Consider the following 13,915-nt stretch of genomic DNA (forward strand, 5'->3'; position numbering starts at 1 on the left):
TGCTTAACGCCGCGCGACAACGCTAGCCGCCCTTGCTGCGGATCAGGCCGGCGAGGTTGGTCTTCTGGGCCTCGCACCAGCTGGGCATGCCGAGGCGGCGTTGGTTGAGGTCGGTCGCCTGGGTGGCCACCGCGACCTCGGCCATCAGATCGTCGTCCTGCTTCTCGCCCAATTTGCCGCCGGTGTGCATCCACGCGATTGCCTTGCGGACCTTCTCGGTGGTGCCTTCGGGCAGCTGCATCTGCTCCGCCTTCTGCACCAGATCCTGGTAGACGACATCCGTGCCGGGACATTCGACCTTGGCGGCGAAGGCCTGCAAGACCAAAGTGACATAGGTCGAACGTGGATGGTCGGCCGCTTGGGCCGGCGCCGCCAGCAGCAACAGGGCCGCCATCAGAAAACCAGTGCGCATCCTTGGTACCTCCCCGAATTTTCGGGAAGGCTAGCGGCTGCCGCGCCGCTCCGCAATGGGGATAGCGTGCGGCTGCGAAGACGGCCCGCGGGCTAGCGCCGCCAGGCCGGCACCGGATCGAGCGGCGTGCGATAGACCTCTTTGTGATCGCGGTCGGTGACGCGCACAGCGCAACCCTTGCTTTGCAGCTCGGGCTTCACCTGCGACAGCTCGGTGGCCAGTTGAACGGCGCGATCGGAGGCGACCTCGATGTCTTCGAGGATGATGCCGCCCTGGTTCTTGAACTCTTCACCAACCACGAGATCGAAGGAATAGTAGGGCATCCGAATTCCCCGGTGTGACGAATTGAGCTTCGGGTGGACGTTTCAACACATGATAGATGGTACCACTGAGTCGATGTTTATCGAATGAACGGCGCGCGCAATCTCTGTGCTTATGGCGCAGAAATGATGTGCAGCATTCAAGCGTGTTAAGATTTTATTAAATATGTCGGCGTGATCATGAGGCATGGAATTGCAGCAGAACCGGGCTCCGGGAACCGGCAGCTGCAAGAGAAGGCCGCCGGCATAAATCCCGACGGCCTTTTCTCTTGATCGAGAACGATCGAAGCGCCGCGTCCCGTAGTCATCCGGAGTCAACGCATCATATCGACTCGGACAGCATCGCTGGCGCGACGCTTTCGTGTCATCGCGTGACGATCGTTCAGCGCAGCGGCATTGGCGGGCGTACGACAGGTCCGTCGTCGTCGGCAACGGCTTGCGTCGTCATGGCAGCTGGCGGTGGGACTGCGGCAGCCTGCGAAGGCGGCGGCGGAGCGAGCGGCGCGGGCGAATAAGCCGGCATGTAGGTGTGCGACACGACCGGCTTGGGCTTGCGAACCGGCGGCGCCGCGGGTCGCGGCGGCAGCGCAGACATTTGCGCGCGCGGATCGATGCGCGGCTTGGCATCGGCCACCGGCTTCGGCGCGGGTGGCTTCGCCATCTCGCGTGCCATCTGCTCCTGCCCGGCCTTCAACTCGGCGATGTTGGCCTTGAGCTGCTCGATCTGTTGCGCCATCGCGGCGAGATCGCGCGTCATCGACTGCACCGATTGTACAGGATCGGATTGTGCTGCCGCGGGCACCGCTGCTGCAAGCTGGGTTGCGGGCGGAGCCGCAGATTGATCGGTTGCTTGGTCCGTTGCGGCTTGATCCGTTGCAGCCTGGTCCGCAGGCGCCGCGGCTTGTGCGGCGGCGACCGGTGCCGTGTGCGAGGTCGACGGCAGCAGCGACGACAATGCCGGGGTCCATTCGGCGAGCATCTGTCTTGCGGTGTCGCCATGTTTCTCCCAGGCGACAGTGGCGGCCGCGCTTCCGCCCGCAAACAGCATCGTGACGAACGCGCCGCGCAGCCATTTGCCGGCTGAGGAGCGCTTCTGCCGGCTGAGACCGTCACTGGCCGCGACGCGCACGGCGGTGTCGACCGAGGGCGCTGCCGCCTGCGGCTCCACGAGGGGACTGAACTTCGGCTCCGGATTCGTTCTGGACTTCAGCGTGAACGCCGGATCTATCTTGGCCTCCGGACGGGCCGTAATCTCAGGCGCGAGCGCGGGCGCGACGCTGAGAGGGCGCGAGGCCAGCACAATGTCAGGCGAAATCTGCACGGCGTCGTGCGGGTCGTTGTTCGTGACCGTGTCCTTCACGATCTCATCGACGATTTGCCGAGAGTTCAGCGTCGCGAGCATCGCAGCTCCTTTGAAGCCTGGGTGTTTTGAAGCCCAGTTGTTGAGTAGTTGAAGCGTTGGCCGTCCGCATTCGCGCGAGCAGATCCGTGAGGTGAGCCCATCCAATTCCCCGAGGCCCGAGCACATGACGCACGAGTCCAGCCGGGTTTGACCAAAGCAAGGCGAGGGGATGGAGACTGTGCGACGCTCTTGCGCCGTTTGTGGTGATGGAACCCGGTTGATCAAACACGCGCAATAGTTCCGCTATGCCTTGTTTTCAGCACGATTTTGGCAGCATCTGGTGTTGCTGGGGGTGCTGCTATCGCTATCGGGGCCGGCGGTGCCAAGATCCTTATTCGTTCTATTCGTCCTTGCCATGCTTCCGTTGGGCGGCTGCATGCAGACAACGCTTTCGCCATCGACAGATGCGAGCATGACGCCGCGCGACCGGCAGTTGCTGGCGCATACGCCGTACGCGCAGGCGAACGTGCCCGAGCAATATCTCCGTCACATCGTCGATTATCCGCGCAAGGAGCAGCCGGGCACGATCCTGGTCGATACCGATGCGCGCTATCTCTATTTCGTGCTGCCCGAAGGCAAGGCGATCCGCTACGGCGTTGCGGTCGGCGAGGAAGCCATGGCGTTCTCCGGGGTCGCGCGGGTCGGTCGTCTGGCGGAATGGCCGGACTGGGTTCCGACGGCGGACATCCAGGCGCGGCTCGGACCCTATCCGGCGCGCGTGCCCGGCGGTCCCGCCAATCCGCTCGGCGCGCGGGGCATCTATCTCTATGCCGGCAACAAGGACACGCTCTACCGCATCCACGGCACCAACCAGCCGGAATATATCGGGCAGGCGATCTCGTCCGGATGCATCCGGATGCGCAACGAGGACGTGATCGATCTCTATGACCGCGTGAAGCTCAATTCAATGGTCGTGGTGCTGCCGCCCGGACAGAACGCGCAGGTCGAGGCGCGGCCCAGCTGGCGCGGGTGAGGTCGCCCTAGTTCTCGGGACGGGCGATGCGCCATTGCAGCGTCGTGGCATTGCCGTTGGCCTCGCCCGGCGCCTTGTCTGCCGGCGAGGTGTAGAGCGGACGATAACGATATGCCCACATCTTGCTGCCGTCGTTGCGGTTGATCACGGTGAAATCGCCGATCGCCTTGGCATCGGCTGTTGCGGAGAGCGGAATCCAGCTCTCGACGCATTTCCCGTTGCAGTTCGACGTCTTGCCCGTGGTATCGCGCTCGTAATAGTAGAGCGTCATGCCGTTGAGGTCGACGAGCGTGGGGCCCTGCTTGGTCAGGATCACTTTCGCCGGTGAGGTCGCGGGCTTCGGCGGAGGAGGGGCATCGCCGCCGCCATGGCCATTCGCGAGCGCCGGAGCGGCCGAGAGCGCGATCGCCGCCGCCGCAATGAGGAACCTGAACATCCGAAACTCCAGACCGGCAAAGTTAATCGCGCGTTAAACGCCGAATGCCGCCGACCGTAACAGCCGAAGGTTAGTTCCTGGTTTCGCGATACTGCGACAATGAGGGGTAGAATTACGGGGCATTCTGTCGTGGCGCGCTTTCTTGACGCGAAGCGGTGCCCCTTCGCTCGAAAACGCTCTATGCCTGCACCTCGCGTAACGGGGCGCGGCTGAGCTCGTTACCGGCGGCAATGGCCTTGTGCAACAGCCGCATCAGATCCTCACCTTCCTTCGCGCTGAGGCCACGCAACATGATGCGTTGCGCGGATTCGACGGCCGGCGTGATCTTGCGCAGGGTGCGGCGGCCTTCGTCGGTGATCTCGAGCTCGCGGGCACGACGGTCGCGGCGCGAGGCGCGGCGCTCCGCGAGCCCCTTCTGCACGAGGCGGTCGATCACGCCGGTGATGGTGGTGCGGTCGTAGGCAATCAATCCTGCGAGCGTCACCTGGTCGAGCCCCGGATTGGCCTTGATGGTCGCGAGCGCGGCGTATTGCACCGGCGTGAGGTCGAAGCCGGCATCCTCGACCTCGGCCAGAAACACCGCGACCGCGATCTGCTGGAAACGGCGCGCCAGATGTCCGGGCATGTCGTTGTTGTCTTTCACCGAATTTCTCCGTTGGGGTAGGACGGCCGGGATCGTTGACAAGTATACTGATAGTCAGCATACTGAGCAATATCCAAACAGAACATCGGCGGGAGAGGTGCTCATGCAATTCCATCTCAATGGATTTCAGCCGGGCGACCCTGAAATCGCAGATCCCGCCGCGCGCATTCAGCCTTCTGGCGCAACGGGCGCCGTGCCTGAAGAGGTCGATGTCCTCATCGTCGGCTGTGGTCCTGCGGGCCTGACGCTTGCGGCCCAGCTTGCGCAGTTTGATGACATCAAGACCTGCATCGTCGAGCAGAAGCCGGACCGCTTGCTGGTCGGGCAGGCCGACGGCATCGCATGCCGCACCATGGAGATGTTCCACGCCTTCGGATTCAGCGAGCGCGTCCTCAAGGAAGCCTGTTGGGTGAACGAGACGACATTCTGGAAGCCGGACGAGCGGCTGCCAGAACATATCGTCCGCAGCGGCCGGGTGCAGGACGTCGAGGACGGCTTGTCGGAATTCCCGCACGTCATTCTCAACCAGGCGCGCATTCATGACGGTTTTCTCGACGTCATGCGCAAAGCGCCCGCCAGCCTCGAGCCCCATTACGGCCGGCGCCTGCTCGACCTTCAGGTCGATCCGGCCGCGGGTCCCGCCGACCATGCCGTGACGGCGCGGCTCGAACGGCTCGATGCCGAGAACGAGGGCAAGATAGAGACGATCAAGGCGCGCTACGTCGTCGGCTGCGACGGCGCCCGCAGCACAGTGCGCAAATCGATCGGCCGCGAGTTGCTCGGCGATTCCGCCAATCATGCCTGGGGCGTGATGGACGTGCTGGCGGTGACCGATTTTCCGGACATCCGCTTCAAGGCCCTGATCCAGTCGGCGAAGGACGGCAGCCTGCTGATCATTCCGCGCGAGGGCGGTTACATGGTCCGCCTCTATGTCGAGCTCGCCAAGCTCGACATCGGCGAGCGCGTCGCCAATCGCAACATCACCGCCGATGACGTGATCGCGAAGGCGCAGCGGATCCTCGAGCCGCACACGCTGGATGTGAAGGAGATCGCGTGGTGGTCGGTCTACGAGATCGGCCAGCGACTGACCGACAAGTTCGACGACGTGCCGGGGACCGAGATCGCTAGGCGTCTGCCGCGGATCTTCATCGCCGGCGATGCCTGCCACACCCACAGCCCGAAGGCGGGGCAGGGCATGAACGTCTCGATGCAAGACGCCTTCAATCTCGGCTGGAAGCTCGCTGCCGTTTTGCGGAAGCAGTCTGCGCCAATCCTGCTGCATTCCTATTCGGCCGAGCGCCAGGCCGTTGCGAAAGAGCTGATCGATTTCGACCGCGAATGGGCTGGGATTCTTGCGTCCGCCGCCAAGGCCGGCGGCGCCGATGCCGCCAGGACGCAGGACTATTTCGTCAGGCACGGTCGCTACACCGCGGGCACGGCGACGCATTACCGCCCGTCGGTTCTGACCGGAGCGACGTCCCACCAGCAGCTCGCGCAAGGCCTCGTCATCGGCACGCGCTTTCATTCCGCACCCGTGATCCGGCTTGCGGATGCCAAGCCGGTGCATCTCGGTCACGCAGCGTCCGCGGATGGCCGCTTTCGCATCTACGCTTTCTCCAGCGCTGAGAATCCGGCAACAGCCGGCTCGGCTATACGCGCATTGTGCAATTTTCTCTCCGAGGCGCGGGAGTCGCCGGTCCGGCGTTACACGCCCGTGGCCGCCGACATCGACAGCGTGATCGACCTGCGGGCGGTCTTCCAGCAGGATCATCGCGAGCTCGCCGTCGAGGCGATGCCCGCGCTGTTGCTTCCGCGCAAGGGCCGGTACGGCCTGATCGACTACGAGAAAATGTTCTGTCCGGACCCCAAGAATGGCCAAGACGTTTTCGCGATGCGCGGTATCGATCGTAAGGCTGGCTGCATGGTCCTGGTGAGGCCGGATCAGTATGTCGCGACCGTGCTGCCGCTCGATCATTTTGCTGCGCTTGCTGCGTACTTCGACGGTTTTATGCAGCAAGTGAACTGACGGGACGGCGGCGCACACACTCGCGCGTGCGCGCGATGTCGATGAACGGCGAATGAATATTGAACCGCGCGCGGCATTCGTCTCGATCTTTCGACGGATGAGACCTTCGTTCGCGGAACGCCTGTTCCGCTTGCGCGTTCCGACTCGAAAGAGGAGGACTACGCCATGAAATTCCGAAGCGTGTTGTTAGCCGCATTGCTGCTCGCCCCGACGGCCGCGCTGGCCGCTCCGGGTATGGTCACCGTCTCGACCGGCCTGCGCGCCGGGCCGGGTTCGGGCTTTCCGCTGGTCGATCGCGTCCCCGAGCGGCGCCCGCGTCGATATCCATGGTTGCCTGCGCGGCAAAGCCTGGTGCGACGTGAGCTTCTCGGATGACCGTGGCTGGGTGTCGTCGCAATATCTCGAATATCTCTACCGCAATCATTACGTCTATCTCCCCGACTATGTCGACGAGATCGACGTGCCGATCGTCCCCTTCGTGCTGACCTCGTACTGGTCAAGTTATTATGAGGGGCGGCCCTGGTATCGGCGGCATGCCCACTGGAATAGCTACTGGACCTCGCATCAGCGCGAAGCGACGCGGATGACGATCGATCCGCGCGCGGCTCGCATCGGCCGCGCGGCAACGCGCGATGCGGCGGTCGCACTCGGGCGCAACAGTGCGAATGCCAGGGAAAATGCGAAGGAAAGTGTCAAGGGCGCGGCCGCGGTCTCCGGTCGTGATGCCATAACTTCACGGCCCGCCGCCGCGATGGCCAGGCACGAGAGTGCGACTGCGACGGACCGGAGCCGTGCGGGACGAAGCGACCGCATCGCGCATGAGCGGACCAATCTTCAGGGCCGCAATCCGCACGATGCACAGGCCCGCATCATGCACGAGCAGGCCGCACACCGCGCGGCCCTGCATGCCCAGCCGATGGTGCGCCCGCATGAGGCGCCGCGTGTCTCAGCAGCTCCCGCAAGCCGGCCCGCGATGCCGCATGTGGCCCAGCCTAATGTGAGCCACGGCTCCCCGATGAACGCTCATGCCCAAATGCCGGCGCCGCGCACGGCTGCGCCTGCGATGCCTCATGGCGGTGGCGGCGCTCCTCACATCAACGCCGCGCCGCGCGGCGGCGGTGCGCCGGCCGGCGGTCCCGGTGGCGGGCACCAGAAGCACTAGCGTTGCCAACGAAAGCCCGGCCCTCGCGCCGGGCTTTCTGCTGAGGCCCGAGCGGGTTCCTTGCCCATACAATTTAAGAAGTTTCTTCGCGGGCAGATTTCATCGATCGTAATATGTCTACTCAAAGCTGTAAGCATTCCACTCGGGGCAGCGGGGCACGGGAGGATGACGACGATGAGACAGAACCAGGCGGAGACGCGCCGCCATAATGTCGCGAAGAGGTCGATGACCAAGGAAGCCAAGCAGCTGTCTGGCCTGATTGCCGGATTGCGCCAATCTCTCGAGGTGATTCACAAGGAGCGATCGAGCACCAAACTCTCCGGCGCCGAGATGGGCCTTCTCGACGAACGCCGCAACAATCTGTTGCTGACCATCGCAGCCCTCGACGACCGCCTCTCCGCGGTGCAGGGGCTGATCGATCTTGGCCGCCCCCACATCATTCGCGTCCACTGATCGGAGCGCAGACCTGATGCTATCGGCTTCGTCGCGGCGGCGACGGAACCGGGCTCAACTGCCGGCTCTGCGTCGCATAGGGATTGGCGTAGCACTGGGCGGATTGCCCGGAGGCGGTCGCGGCGCACTGCGCGATCGTCGCAAAGCTGCAATCGATGCTGCGGCCGTCGATGGTGTAGATCTCGATGCAGACGGGATGGCGCGGATCGTAGGTCTGAGCCGCTGTGGGCGCCGCGCCAAGCAGGCCCGCACCAAGGCAGCCCACGACAAGCAGGATCGCATTCATGATGCGGCGCACGAAAAGCTCCTTTCGTAATCGGAACCAGGCACAATGCTGCCGCGGATGGCACCAAATTGCCACGCTCCCGGCGAATTGCCGCCAAAGCCCGCTGCCACGACGAGAGCGGGTGCAGGCAACGCTAAGGGGATGCGCATTGGCCTACAAGATGATCGCAGAACGCGACAATGAGAAGTGCAGTTTTGCCCGCGAGAGCCGTTTGCTCATCGTGGCGAAGGCAAAGGTTTGGGCAAGCGAGGGGTGGAAGGTCGTTATCACCGACCAGGACGGCAAGGCCTACGCGCCACCCGAGTTCGATCAGCTATTGGCGGCCTGACCGCAAGACGGGCTGGGCAAGACATTGATTTCGCCATTTCGATTGGGGCGCGGCGTGATCGCGCCCCTTATGACTCTTCCAACGATGACTCTTGCGGCGGCCGCCGTTCTGACGGCGACGGTTGCCGTGGCGCAAAATCTCGATGCCGGCAAGTCGCCGCAAAAGCTTTTCGCCGATGGGTGCGCGACCTGCCATCGCAGCCCGCGCGGTCTTGCCAAGGGGCGCTTCAACCTGACGCTGTCCTGGTTTCTGAAGGACCATTACGCAACCAGTTCGGACACAGCCAAGGCGCTTGCCGCCTATCTGGAATCGGTCGACACGGCGCCGCCGCGAGCTGCGGCCAAGCCTGGCGCGAAGCGATCCGGGCCGCGTGCGCCCAAGCCGTCGCAAAGCCAGTAGGCGTGGGTCGGCTGCCGGAAGGGCGTCGCGAAGCCGAAGGCCTTGCCGGTGAACACCGTGCTTGCCGGCATCAATGCACCGTGGTCGCCGAGAACAGGTTGATGACCACCACTCCGGACACGATCAGCGCGATGCCGACGAAGGCCGCAGCGTCGAGCATCTGGCGAAACAGCACGAAGGAGATCGTTGCAGTCAGGATGATGCCGACCCCGCCCCAGATCGCATAGGCGATGCATCAGGGGGATGACCCGGATCGCGACCGACAGCGCGTAGAACGAGGCCACATAGAACAGCACCATCGCCAGTGTCGGCCACAGCCGCGTGAACTGCACGGATTGCTGGAGGAAGGCGGACGCCGTGACCTCGAGGACGATAGCGAGGGCAAGCGCTGCGTAGGCATTGAAGGCGGAAGTCATCACGGGCTCGGGCGTATTGTGCAAAGAAAGATACCGCACGGTACGGGGAATATGACGTTTGCCCGGGTCCAGCTATCACGTGTCAGTGACGAGCCTGCGACACGAAGGAGCGCCGCACGAAACCGCCGCGCGATGGTTCGCGCGGCGGCTCATTGGTCTTGGCGTTAGTTGATCCGCACGGAGAGTTCGACGTCCTCGGCAAAGGCCGTGGACATGTAGCCGCTTCTGGGCATCCGCATGCGCGCCAGATAGTCAGGGCTGTCGTCGGCGTTGTCGGCGACGATGATCGCGCCTGGCCGGAGATGGCCTTCGACCAGATCCAGGACATCGGGGTAGAGCGCCTTGGCGCCGTCGAGTAGCACGAGATCGATCGTATCAGGCAGATCGACTTGAAGCGTCTTCAGCGCGTCGCCTTCGCGGATTTCGACGAGATCCAGCAGCCCGCCGGCCGCGAGGTTCTCGCGCGCCCGGGCCGCCTTGGACGGTTCGAATTCGCTGGTGATGAGGCGGCCGCCGCCATTGTCGCGCAAGCCCGCGGCAAGGTGCAGGGTCGAGATGCCGAACGAGGTGCCGAATTCGACGATCGCTTTGGCGCGGGAGCTGCGTGCGAGCATGTAAAGCAGGTGACCGGTCTCGCGGGAGACCGCGAGCGGTGCGTCCTTCAGCCGCCCGTAGAGGTCGCGGTAAGCAGTCTTGCTCCGCATCATCCGTGCGCGGTCGGCGTCGGTCACATCGGCGAAGGCGGCTCGCATCGCGCCGCGCGCGGCTTCGTCCTGGTCGAACAGACGATCGAGCAGTGGCGCAAGTGATGTGATGGTCGGGGTGGTCATGTGTACTCTCCAGATGTTGCCGAGAGGCGAGTGCTTGCGTGAGAATTGAAATACGACTAATTCGTCGCATTCGCTATTCGCATTGTCCGAGGGCCCATGGCCGATCGCCGAAGCCGTTCAGTTTCCTCACGAAAACAGCCGCAGCAGGCCCGCTCGAACGAGCTGGTGGCGGCCATTCTGGACGCGGCTGTTCAGGTCTTGGCAAAGGAGGGGGCACAGCGCTTCACGACGGCGCGGGTGGCCGAGCGAGCCGGGGTGAGCGTCGGGTCGCTTTATCAATATTTTCCGAACAAGGCGGCGATCCTGTTCCGCCTCCAGAGCGACGAGTGGCGGTGCACGAGCGAGCTCCTGCGCGGCATCCTGGCGGACCGGGCGAAGCCGCCACTGGTGCGGCTGCGCGCGCTGGTCCACGCCTTCATTCGCTCCGAGTGCGAGGAGGCTGCGATCCGCACGGCGCTCAGCGACGCCGCGCCGCTCTATCGCGATGCGCCCGAAGCTCACGACGCGCGGGCCGCCGGTAAGGGCATCGTCGCGGCCTTCATGCGGGAGGCCCTGCCCAAGGCGCCGGATGCGACGCGGGAGCTTGCCGGCGAGCTGATCAAGACGACGCTGAGCGAGGTCGGCAAGCAGTTCTCGGAGACACCGCGCAACGAGGCGGAGATCGCGCGTCATGCCGACGCAATGGCCGACATGTTCTGCGCCTATATCGATGAGCTTGCGCGGCGGCGAGATCATTCCTGACATCCGCGTTTGCGGGCCAATATCGCTTCTGATCTGACCGGATCATGAGTTAGCCTCGATCTGTCCTCCAGCCCGCTAACGAGCGCCCCGCCATGCATGTCCTCCGCCCCCAATTCCGCATCGAGGAGCAGCAAGCGCTGGAATTCGCGACCCAGCGCGGCTTCGGCATGATCGTCGCGGCGGATGAGCGCGGTCCGCGCGCCTCGCATGTGCCCTTCGTGCTGGAACAACGTGAGGGGCGCGCGATCGTCCAGATCCATTTCACCGCCAGGAATCCGCTCGTTCCGCTCGCGGATGGCGTGCGGCGCTTTCTGCTGATCGTTGCCGGCGATGACGCCTACATCTCCAACGACTGGTATTCTTCGCGCGACAACGTCTCGACCTGGCTGTACGAGGCCGTGCACCTGTCGGGCGTGGCGCATGTGCGCGGGCTCGACGAGAACCGGGGCACGGCGATGCGCTACTCGCGGTCGCCGAAGCGCGGCTGCCGAAGGCGCCCTGGGACCTGACGCAGATGGAGCCGGACAAGCGCGAGACCATGTTGGCCACCATTCGCGTCATCGATCTCGTGGTGGATACCGTCGAGGGGCAGGCCAAGCTCAACCAGCACAAGAGCGATGCGGATCACGTCGCGGTCGCCGGCCGGCTGGCGCGGTCGGAGGAGAGCGGGCGTCGGCGGCTGGCGCGGAAGATGCAAGCGCTGCGGCCGGGGCTTGGATATGATTTTTCGTGATCTGGGCGACCCTTGTCTCGCTTGACGATTACTCCTACGGACCTCCTTCATGCTCGTCATCTCCATTCAAAGCCAGGTGGTCCACGGCCACGTCGGCAACAGCGCCGCCGCTTATGCCATGCAGGCGGAAGGCGTGAATGTCGCCGCGGTGCCGACCACGCTGCTGTCGAACCATCCGCGCTATCCGACCCTGCGCGGGCGGGTGCTGGAGACCGAGCTCGTTGCAGATCTGCTGAGAGGCGTCGAGGAGCGTGATCTCGTCGACGAGGCCGCGGTCCTCGTCACCGGCTATCTCGGTTCGTCCGGCAATGCCGCTGTCATTGCCGATTTCGTCGAGCGGGCGCTGACCCGCAATTCAAAACTGGTCTATCTCTGCGATCCCGTGATCGGTGACGATGGCCGCGTCTACGTCGCCGACGGCATCCTGGACGTGGTCCGGCACCGGCTGCTGCCGGCCGCCAATCTGACCACGCCGAACCAGTTCGAGCTCGGGCTGCTCGCAGGCCTCGACATCGCGGATGCGCAGGGTCTGCGCGCGGCGTGCGCAGCGCTGGCCGGGACCGGCCACATCGACGTGGTCGCCACCGGTTGCACGCTCACTGATACGGCGGAAGGGCAGGTGGAAACGATTCTGTGCGCCGACGGTCAGTTGTCGCGCTTTGCGACGCCGCGCCTGCCGATCCGCCCCTCAGGCACCGGCGATCTTCTCACGGGCCTGATCGCGGCGCATCTGGCCAAGGGCACAGCGACCGAGGCGGCGGTACGGCTCGCGGTCGAAACCATCTTTGCAGTGCTGGTGCGGACACAGGAGGCGGGCACCGTCGAGATGCATCTCGTGCCGCTGCCGACGCCGGGACGATAAGGTGTGATACTCAGGTCGCGCGTTTCGCGGCCGATTGCGCTGATTTCTGCGGCTTTGCCGGAACCTTCTGCTCGCGCGTCGCCTGTGCCTTCGCCTTTGGCGGCTTTGCGCTTGCCACGGCCCGCGCCTTCCTCGGCTTGACGCTGGCTTCCTTACGGTCCGACGTGCCTCGGCGCGAGACATATTCCGTACCGTCGACCGGGCCGACATGCGGGGGATCGCGGCCGAGATAGGGTCGGCCGATACCGAGCGCCTTGCCATTGGCATCGACCCACTTCCACAGCACCTCGGTCGAGACCCAGCGTTGCGCGCGGTTGTCGCCCTTGGTGCTGACGATGTCGGCCGCCATGCCGTGGCCGTAGCCGCCGCGCGTGCTGCCGCCGTGATAGGAGCGGTCCGAGGCAGCCTTCAGGCCACTCGCGATCGACTGGCGATAGTCGTCGCGGAACGCGCTGGTGATGCCCGGCGAAAGTCCGGCAGCCTCAGCCGCGAGCAACGTGCGAAACAGCTTTTTCTTGAAACTCTTGTCCATGCCGCCGATGACGTAGTCCATCATCGACATGCCGGCGCGGTCGGCCGCCTTCGGATCCTTCCAGCCAAAGTCCTCGTCGACCAGTTTCGTGAAGCTGCGCATCACGGTCACCATCTTGCCCTTGCGCTTGACGGTGACAGCGCGGCGATCCTCGACCTTGACGGAATCTTCCTTGGGCGTGCGCTGGTAGAGCGCCCAGAGATAACGGTCGATGCAGGCCTCCATGACGTAGCATTCGTCGAGGACCGCGGTCGTGTCCGCGGACGGCGAGGCCTTGCTCGGCGCGGGCGCGGGGCCGGTTACGATCGTCGCGGGCGACAGTGCGTCCGTCGTCACGATCTCGGTGGGATCGGCCGAGGCGAGTTTGATCACGGGCTCCGGCGCGGGAGCCGGAGCAACCTCGCTGGCGACTGGTGTCGGCTCAGGCGAAATCTGCGGCGCGAGCGGCGCTTCGGGCGACAAGATCAGCAGCGGGTCGGCCGAGGCGAGCTTGATGGCCGGAGCTGGCGCCTCGGGCGCTGCCACTTCAGTGGTTACGATCGACGGTGTCGCGGCGACAGCGGCCGCGATATCGGCGGTCAGGGCGACGCCGTCCTCGATGGCCGCAGCGTGCGGGATGTCCGCGAGGTCAAGCCGGCTGAGATCCTTCGCGCGCGAGACGGCGGAAGCATTCGCGCCGCTGTTCTCGATAAGGGCAGGGGCATAGGCGGACAAAGAGAGCGCCAGCCAGCCGGCGAGAACCGCCGAGGGGCAGGAGACCGCCACCAGAAGAGACCGCCGATCATTCATGATCCCTGCCTCCAAACGGTTCTGTCGAACCTCGTCTTCTCCGAACAGTCTTGACCAGACAGTCTTGGCCAAACAGTCTTGCACGAAAAGGCACGCCGTGCGTCGATTGTTCGGAGGACGGTGTGGCGGCGCAATGGCGCAATTCGGCGAAATCGGGCTTTTCGAGCGGGTG

15 protein-coding genes and 3 pseudogenes are annotated in these 13,915 nt (G+C 64.5%); 9 read left to right on the top strand and 9 right to left on the bottom strand.

Features of this window, described 5'->3' with window-relative positions; translation table 11 throughout:
* Positions 1–22 precede the first annotated feature (22 nt).
* From IVB45_RS16550 to IVB45_RS16560, 3 genes are all read right to left on the bottom strand, one after another.
* Positions 23–412, bottom strand: a complete 390-nt coding sequence (locus IVB45_RS16550) for a hypothetical protein (RefSeq protein ID WP_247361330.1) — start codon at positions 410–412, stop codon at positions 23–25.
* Positions 413–504: 92 nt separating this feature from the next.
* Positions 505–735, bottom strand: coding sequence for a hypothetical protein (locus IVB45_RS16555; RefSeq protein WP_007591727.1), 231 nt, complete (start codon positions 733–735; stop codon positions 505–507).
* Between the two features lie 379 nt (positions 736–1,114).
* Entirely contained in the window at positions 1,115–2,134 is a 1,020-nt protein-coding gene (locus tag IVB45_RS16560; protein WP_247361328.1) for a hypothetical protein, read from the bottom strand.
* A 355-nt stretch (positions 2,135–2,489) separates the two neighbouring features.
* On the opposite strand from IVB45_RS16560, the gene IVB45_RS16565 reads away from it, so the two are divergent.
* Positions 2,490–3,107 (top strand): L,D-transpeptidase, encoded by a 618-nt coding sequence (locus IVB45_RS16565; protein WP_063628391.1) that lies wholly within the window; start codon positions 2,490–2,492, stop codon positions 3,105–3,107.
* A 7-nt stretch (positions 3,108–3,114) separates the two neighbouring features.
* Here IVB45_RS16565 and IVB45_RS16570 read toward each other — a convergent pair whose 3' ends face one another.
* Together IVB45_RS16570 and IVB45_RS16575 are read right to left on the bottom strand one after the other, a co-directional pair.
* Positions 3,115–3,543: a hypothetical protein gene (locus tag IVB45_RS16570; protein ID WP_247286284.1), complete on the bottom strand. Its 429-nt coding sequence runs from the start codon at positions 3,541–3,543 to the stop codon at positions 3,115–3,117.
* A 178-nt stretch (positions 3,544–3,721) separates the two neighbouring features.
* The gene (locus tag IVB45_RS16575) at positions 3,722–4,186 is read right to left on the bottom strand and encodes a MarR family winged helix-turn-helix transcriptional regulator (protein ID WP_027569777.1); all 465 of its coding nucleotides are present in this window, start codon (positions 4,184–4,186) and stop codon (positions 3,722–3,724) included.
* Between the two features lie 103 nt (positions 4,187–4,289).
* Here IVB45_RS16575 and IVB45_RS16580 point away from each other — a divergent pair, with 103 nt between their 5' ends.
* The 3 genes and pseudogenes from IVB45_RS16580 to IVB45_RS16590 all read left to right on the top strand — a co-directional run bounded on the left by IVB45_RS16580 (position 4,290) and on the right by IVB45_RS16590 (position 7,827).
* Positions 4,290–6,212 (top strand): FAD-binding monooxygenase, encoded by a 1,923-nt coding sequence (locus IVB45_RS16580; protein ID WP_247361326.1) that lies wholly within the window; start codon positions 4,290–4,292, stop codon positions 6,210–6,212.
* 165 nt (positions 6,213–6,377) lie between these two features.
* A pseudogene (locus IVB45_RS16585) lies at positions 6,378–7,374 on the top strand (SH3 domain-containing protein).
* Between the two features lie 174 nt (positions 7,375–7,548).
* Positions 7,549–7,827, top strand: coding sequence for a hypothetical protein (locus tag IVB45_RS16590; protein ID WP_027517641.1), 279 nt, complete (start codon positions 7,549–7,551; stop codon positions 7,825–7,827).
* 19 nt (positions 7,828–7,846) lie between these two features.
* Here IVB45_RS16590 and IVB45_RS16595 read toward each other — a convergent pair whose 3' ends face one another.
* A complete protein-coding gene (locus tag IVB45_RS16595) occupies positions 7,847–8,125 on the bottom strand; it encodes a DUF3551 domain-containing protein (protein WP_027569780.1) in 279 nt (92 codons plus the stop codon).
* 109 nt (positions 8,126–8,234) lie between these two features.
* Between IVB45_RS16595 and IVB45_RS16600 the strand changes: the two genes are divergently transcribed.
* Positions 8,235–8,441 (top strand): hypothetical protein, encoded by a 207-nt coding sequence (locus IVB45_RS16600; RefSeq protein WP_027569781.1) that lies wholly within the window; start codon positions 8,235–8,237, stop codon positions 8,439–8,441.
* A gap of 84 nt (positions 8,442–8,525) precedes the next feature.
* Positions 8,526–8,840 (top strand): hypothetical protein, encoded by a 315-nt coding sequence (locus tag IVB45_RS16605; RefSeq protein WP_027569782.1) that lies wholly within the window; start codon positions 8,526–8,528, stop codon positions 8,838–8,840.
* A 70-nt stretch (positions 8,841–8,910) separates the two neighbouring features.
* Here the strand turns inward: IVB45_RS16605 and IVB45_RS16610 are convergent.
* Positions 8,911–9,256 (bottom strand): annotated as a pseudogene (locus IVB45_RS16610) (multidrug efflux SMR transporter).
* A gap of 164 nt (positions 9,257–9,420) precedes the next feature.
* Complete coding sequence (locus IVB45_RS16615) at positions 9,421–10,086, bottom strand: class I SAM-dependent methyltransferase (RefSeq protein ID WP_247361324.1); 666 nt, start codon at positions 10,084–10,086, stop codon at positions 9,421–9,423.
* A 96-nt stretch (positions 10,087–10,182) separates the two neighbouring features.
* On the opposite strand from IVB45_RS16615, the gene IVB45_RS16620 reads away from it, so the two are divergent.
* The 3 genes and pseudogenes from IVB45_RS16620 (at position 10,183) to pdxY (ending at position 12,422) form a co-directional block, all read left to right on the top strand.
* Positions 10,183–10,827, top strand: a complete 645-nt coding sequence (locus IVB45_RS16620; RefSeq protein ID WP_247361322.1) for a TetR family transcriptional regulator — start codon at positions 10,183–10,185, stop codon at positions 10,825–10,827.
* Positions 10,828–10,919: 92 nt separating this feature from the next.
* Positions 10,920–11,560: pseudogene (locus IVB45_RS16625) on the top strand (FMN-binding negative transcriptional regulator).
* 49 nt (positions 11,561–11,609) lie between these two features.
* Positions 11,610–12,422 carry a pyridoxal kinase gene (gene pdxY, locus IVB45_RS16630; RefSeq protein WP_247361320.1) on the top strand — a complete coding sequence of 271 codons (813 nt, stop codon included), beginning with the start codon at positions 11,610–11,612 and terminating at the stop codon, positions 12,420–12,422.
* A 10-nt stretch (positions 12,423–12,432) separates the two neighbouring features.
* On the opposite strand, the gene IVB45_RS16635 is transcribed toward pdxY, so the two are convergent.
* On the bottom strand, positions 12,433–13,743 hold the full coding sequence (locus IVB45_RS16635; RefSeq protein ID WP_247361319.1) for a hypothetical protein: 1,311 nt from the start codon (positions 13,741–13,743) through the stop codon (positions 12,433–12,435).
* Between the last annotated feature and the right edge of the window lie 172 nt (positions 13,744–13,915).

This window comes from Bradyrhizobium sp. 4, from assembly GCF_023100905.1.
In the GTDB taxonomy this organism is placed as follows: domain Bacteria; phylum Pseudomonadota; class Alphaproteobacteria; order Rhizobiales; family Xanthobacteraceae; genus Bradyrhizobium.

Coding starts and splice junctions, on each gene's coding strand:
- IVB45_RS16550 (WP_247361330.1), bottom strand. CDS start 412: ATGCGCACTGGTTTTCTGATGGCGGCCCTGTTGCTGCTGGCGGCGCCG.
- IVB45_RS16555 (WP_007591727.1), bottom strand. CDS start 735: ATGCCCTACTATTCCTTCGATCTCGTGGTTGGTGAAGAGTTCAAGAAC.
- IVB45_RS16560 (WP_247361328.1), bottom strand. CDS start 2,134: ATGCTCGCGACGCTGAACTCTCGGCAAATCGTCGATGAGATCGTGAAG.
- IVB45_RS16565 (WP_063628391.1), top strand. CDS start 2,490: ATGCTTCCGTTGGGCGGCTGCATGCAGACAACGCTTTCGCCATCGACA.
- IVB45_RS16570 (WP_247286284.1), bottom strand. CDS start 3,543: ATGTTCAGGTTCCTCATTGCGGCGGCGGCGATCGCGCTCTCGGCCGCT.
- IVB45_RS16580 (WP_247361326.1), top strand. CDS start 4,290: ATGCAATTCCATCTCAATGGATTTCAGCCGGGCGACCCTGAAATCGCA.
- IVB45_RS16590 (WP_027517641.1), top strand. CDS start 7,549: ATGAGACAGAACCAGGCGGAGACGCGCCGCCATAATGTCGCGAAGAGG.
- IVB45_RS16605 (WP_027569782.1), top strand. CDS start 8,526: ATGACTCTTGCGGCGGCCGCCGTTCTGACGGCGACGGTTGCCGTGGCG.
- IVB45_RS16615 (WP_247361324.1), bottom strand. CDS start 10,086: ATGACCACCCCGACCATCACATCACTTGCGCCACTGCTCGATCGTCTG.
- IVB45_RS16620 (WP_247361322.1), top strand. CDS start 10,183: ATGGCCGATCGCCGAAGCCGTTCAGTTTCCTCACGAAAACAGCCGCAG.
- pdxY (WP_247361320.1), top strand. CDS start 11,610: ATGCTCGTCATCTCCATTCAAAGCCAGGTGGTCCACGGCCACGTCGGC.
- IVB45_RS16635 (WP_247361319.1), bottom strand. CDS start 13,743: ATGAATGATCGGCGGTCTCTTCTGGTGGCGGTCTCCTGCCCCTCGGCG.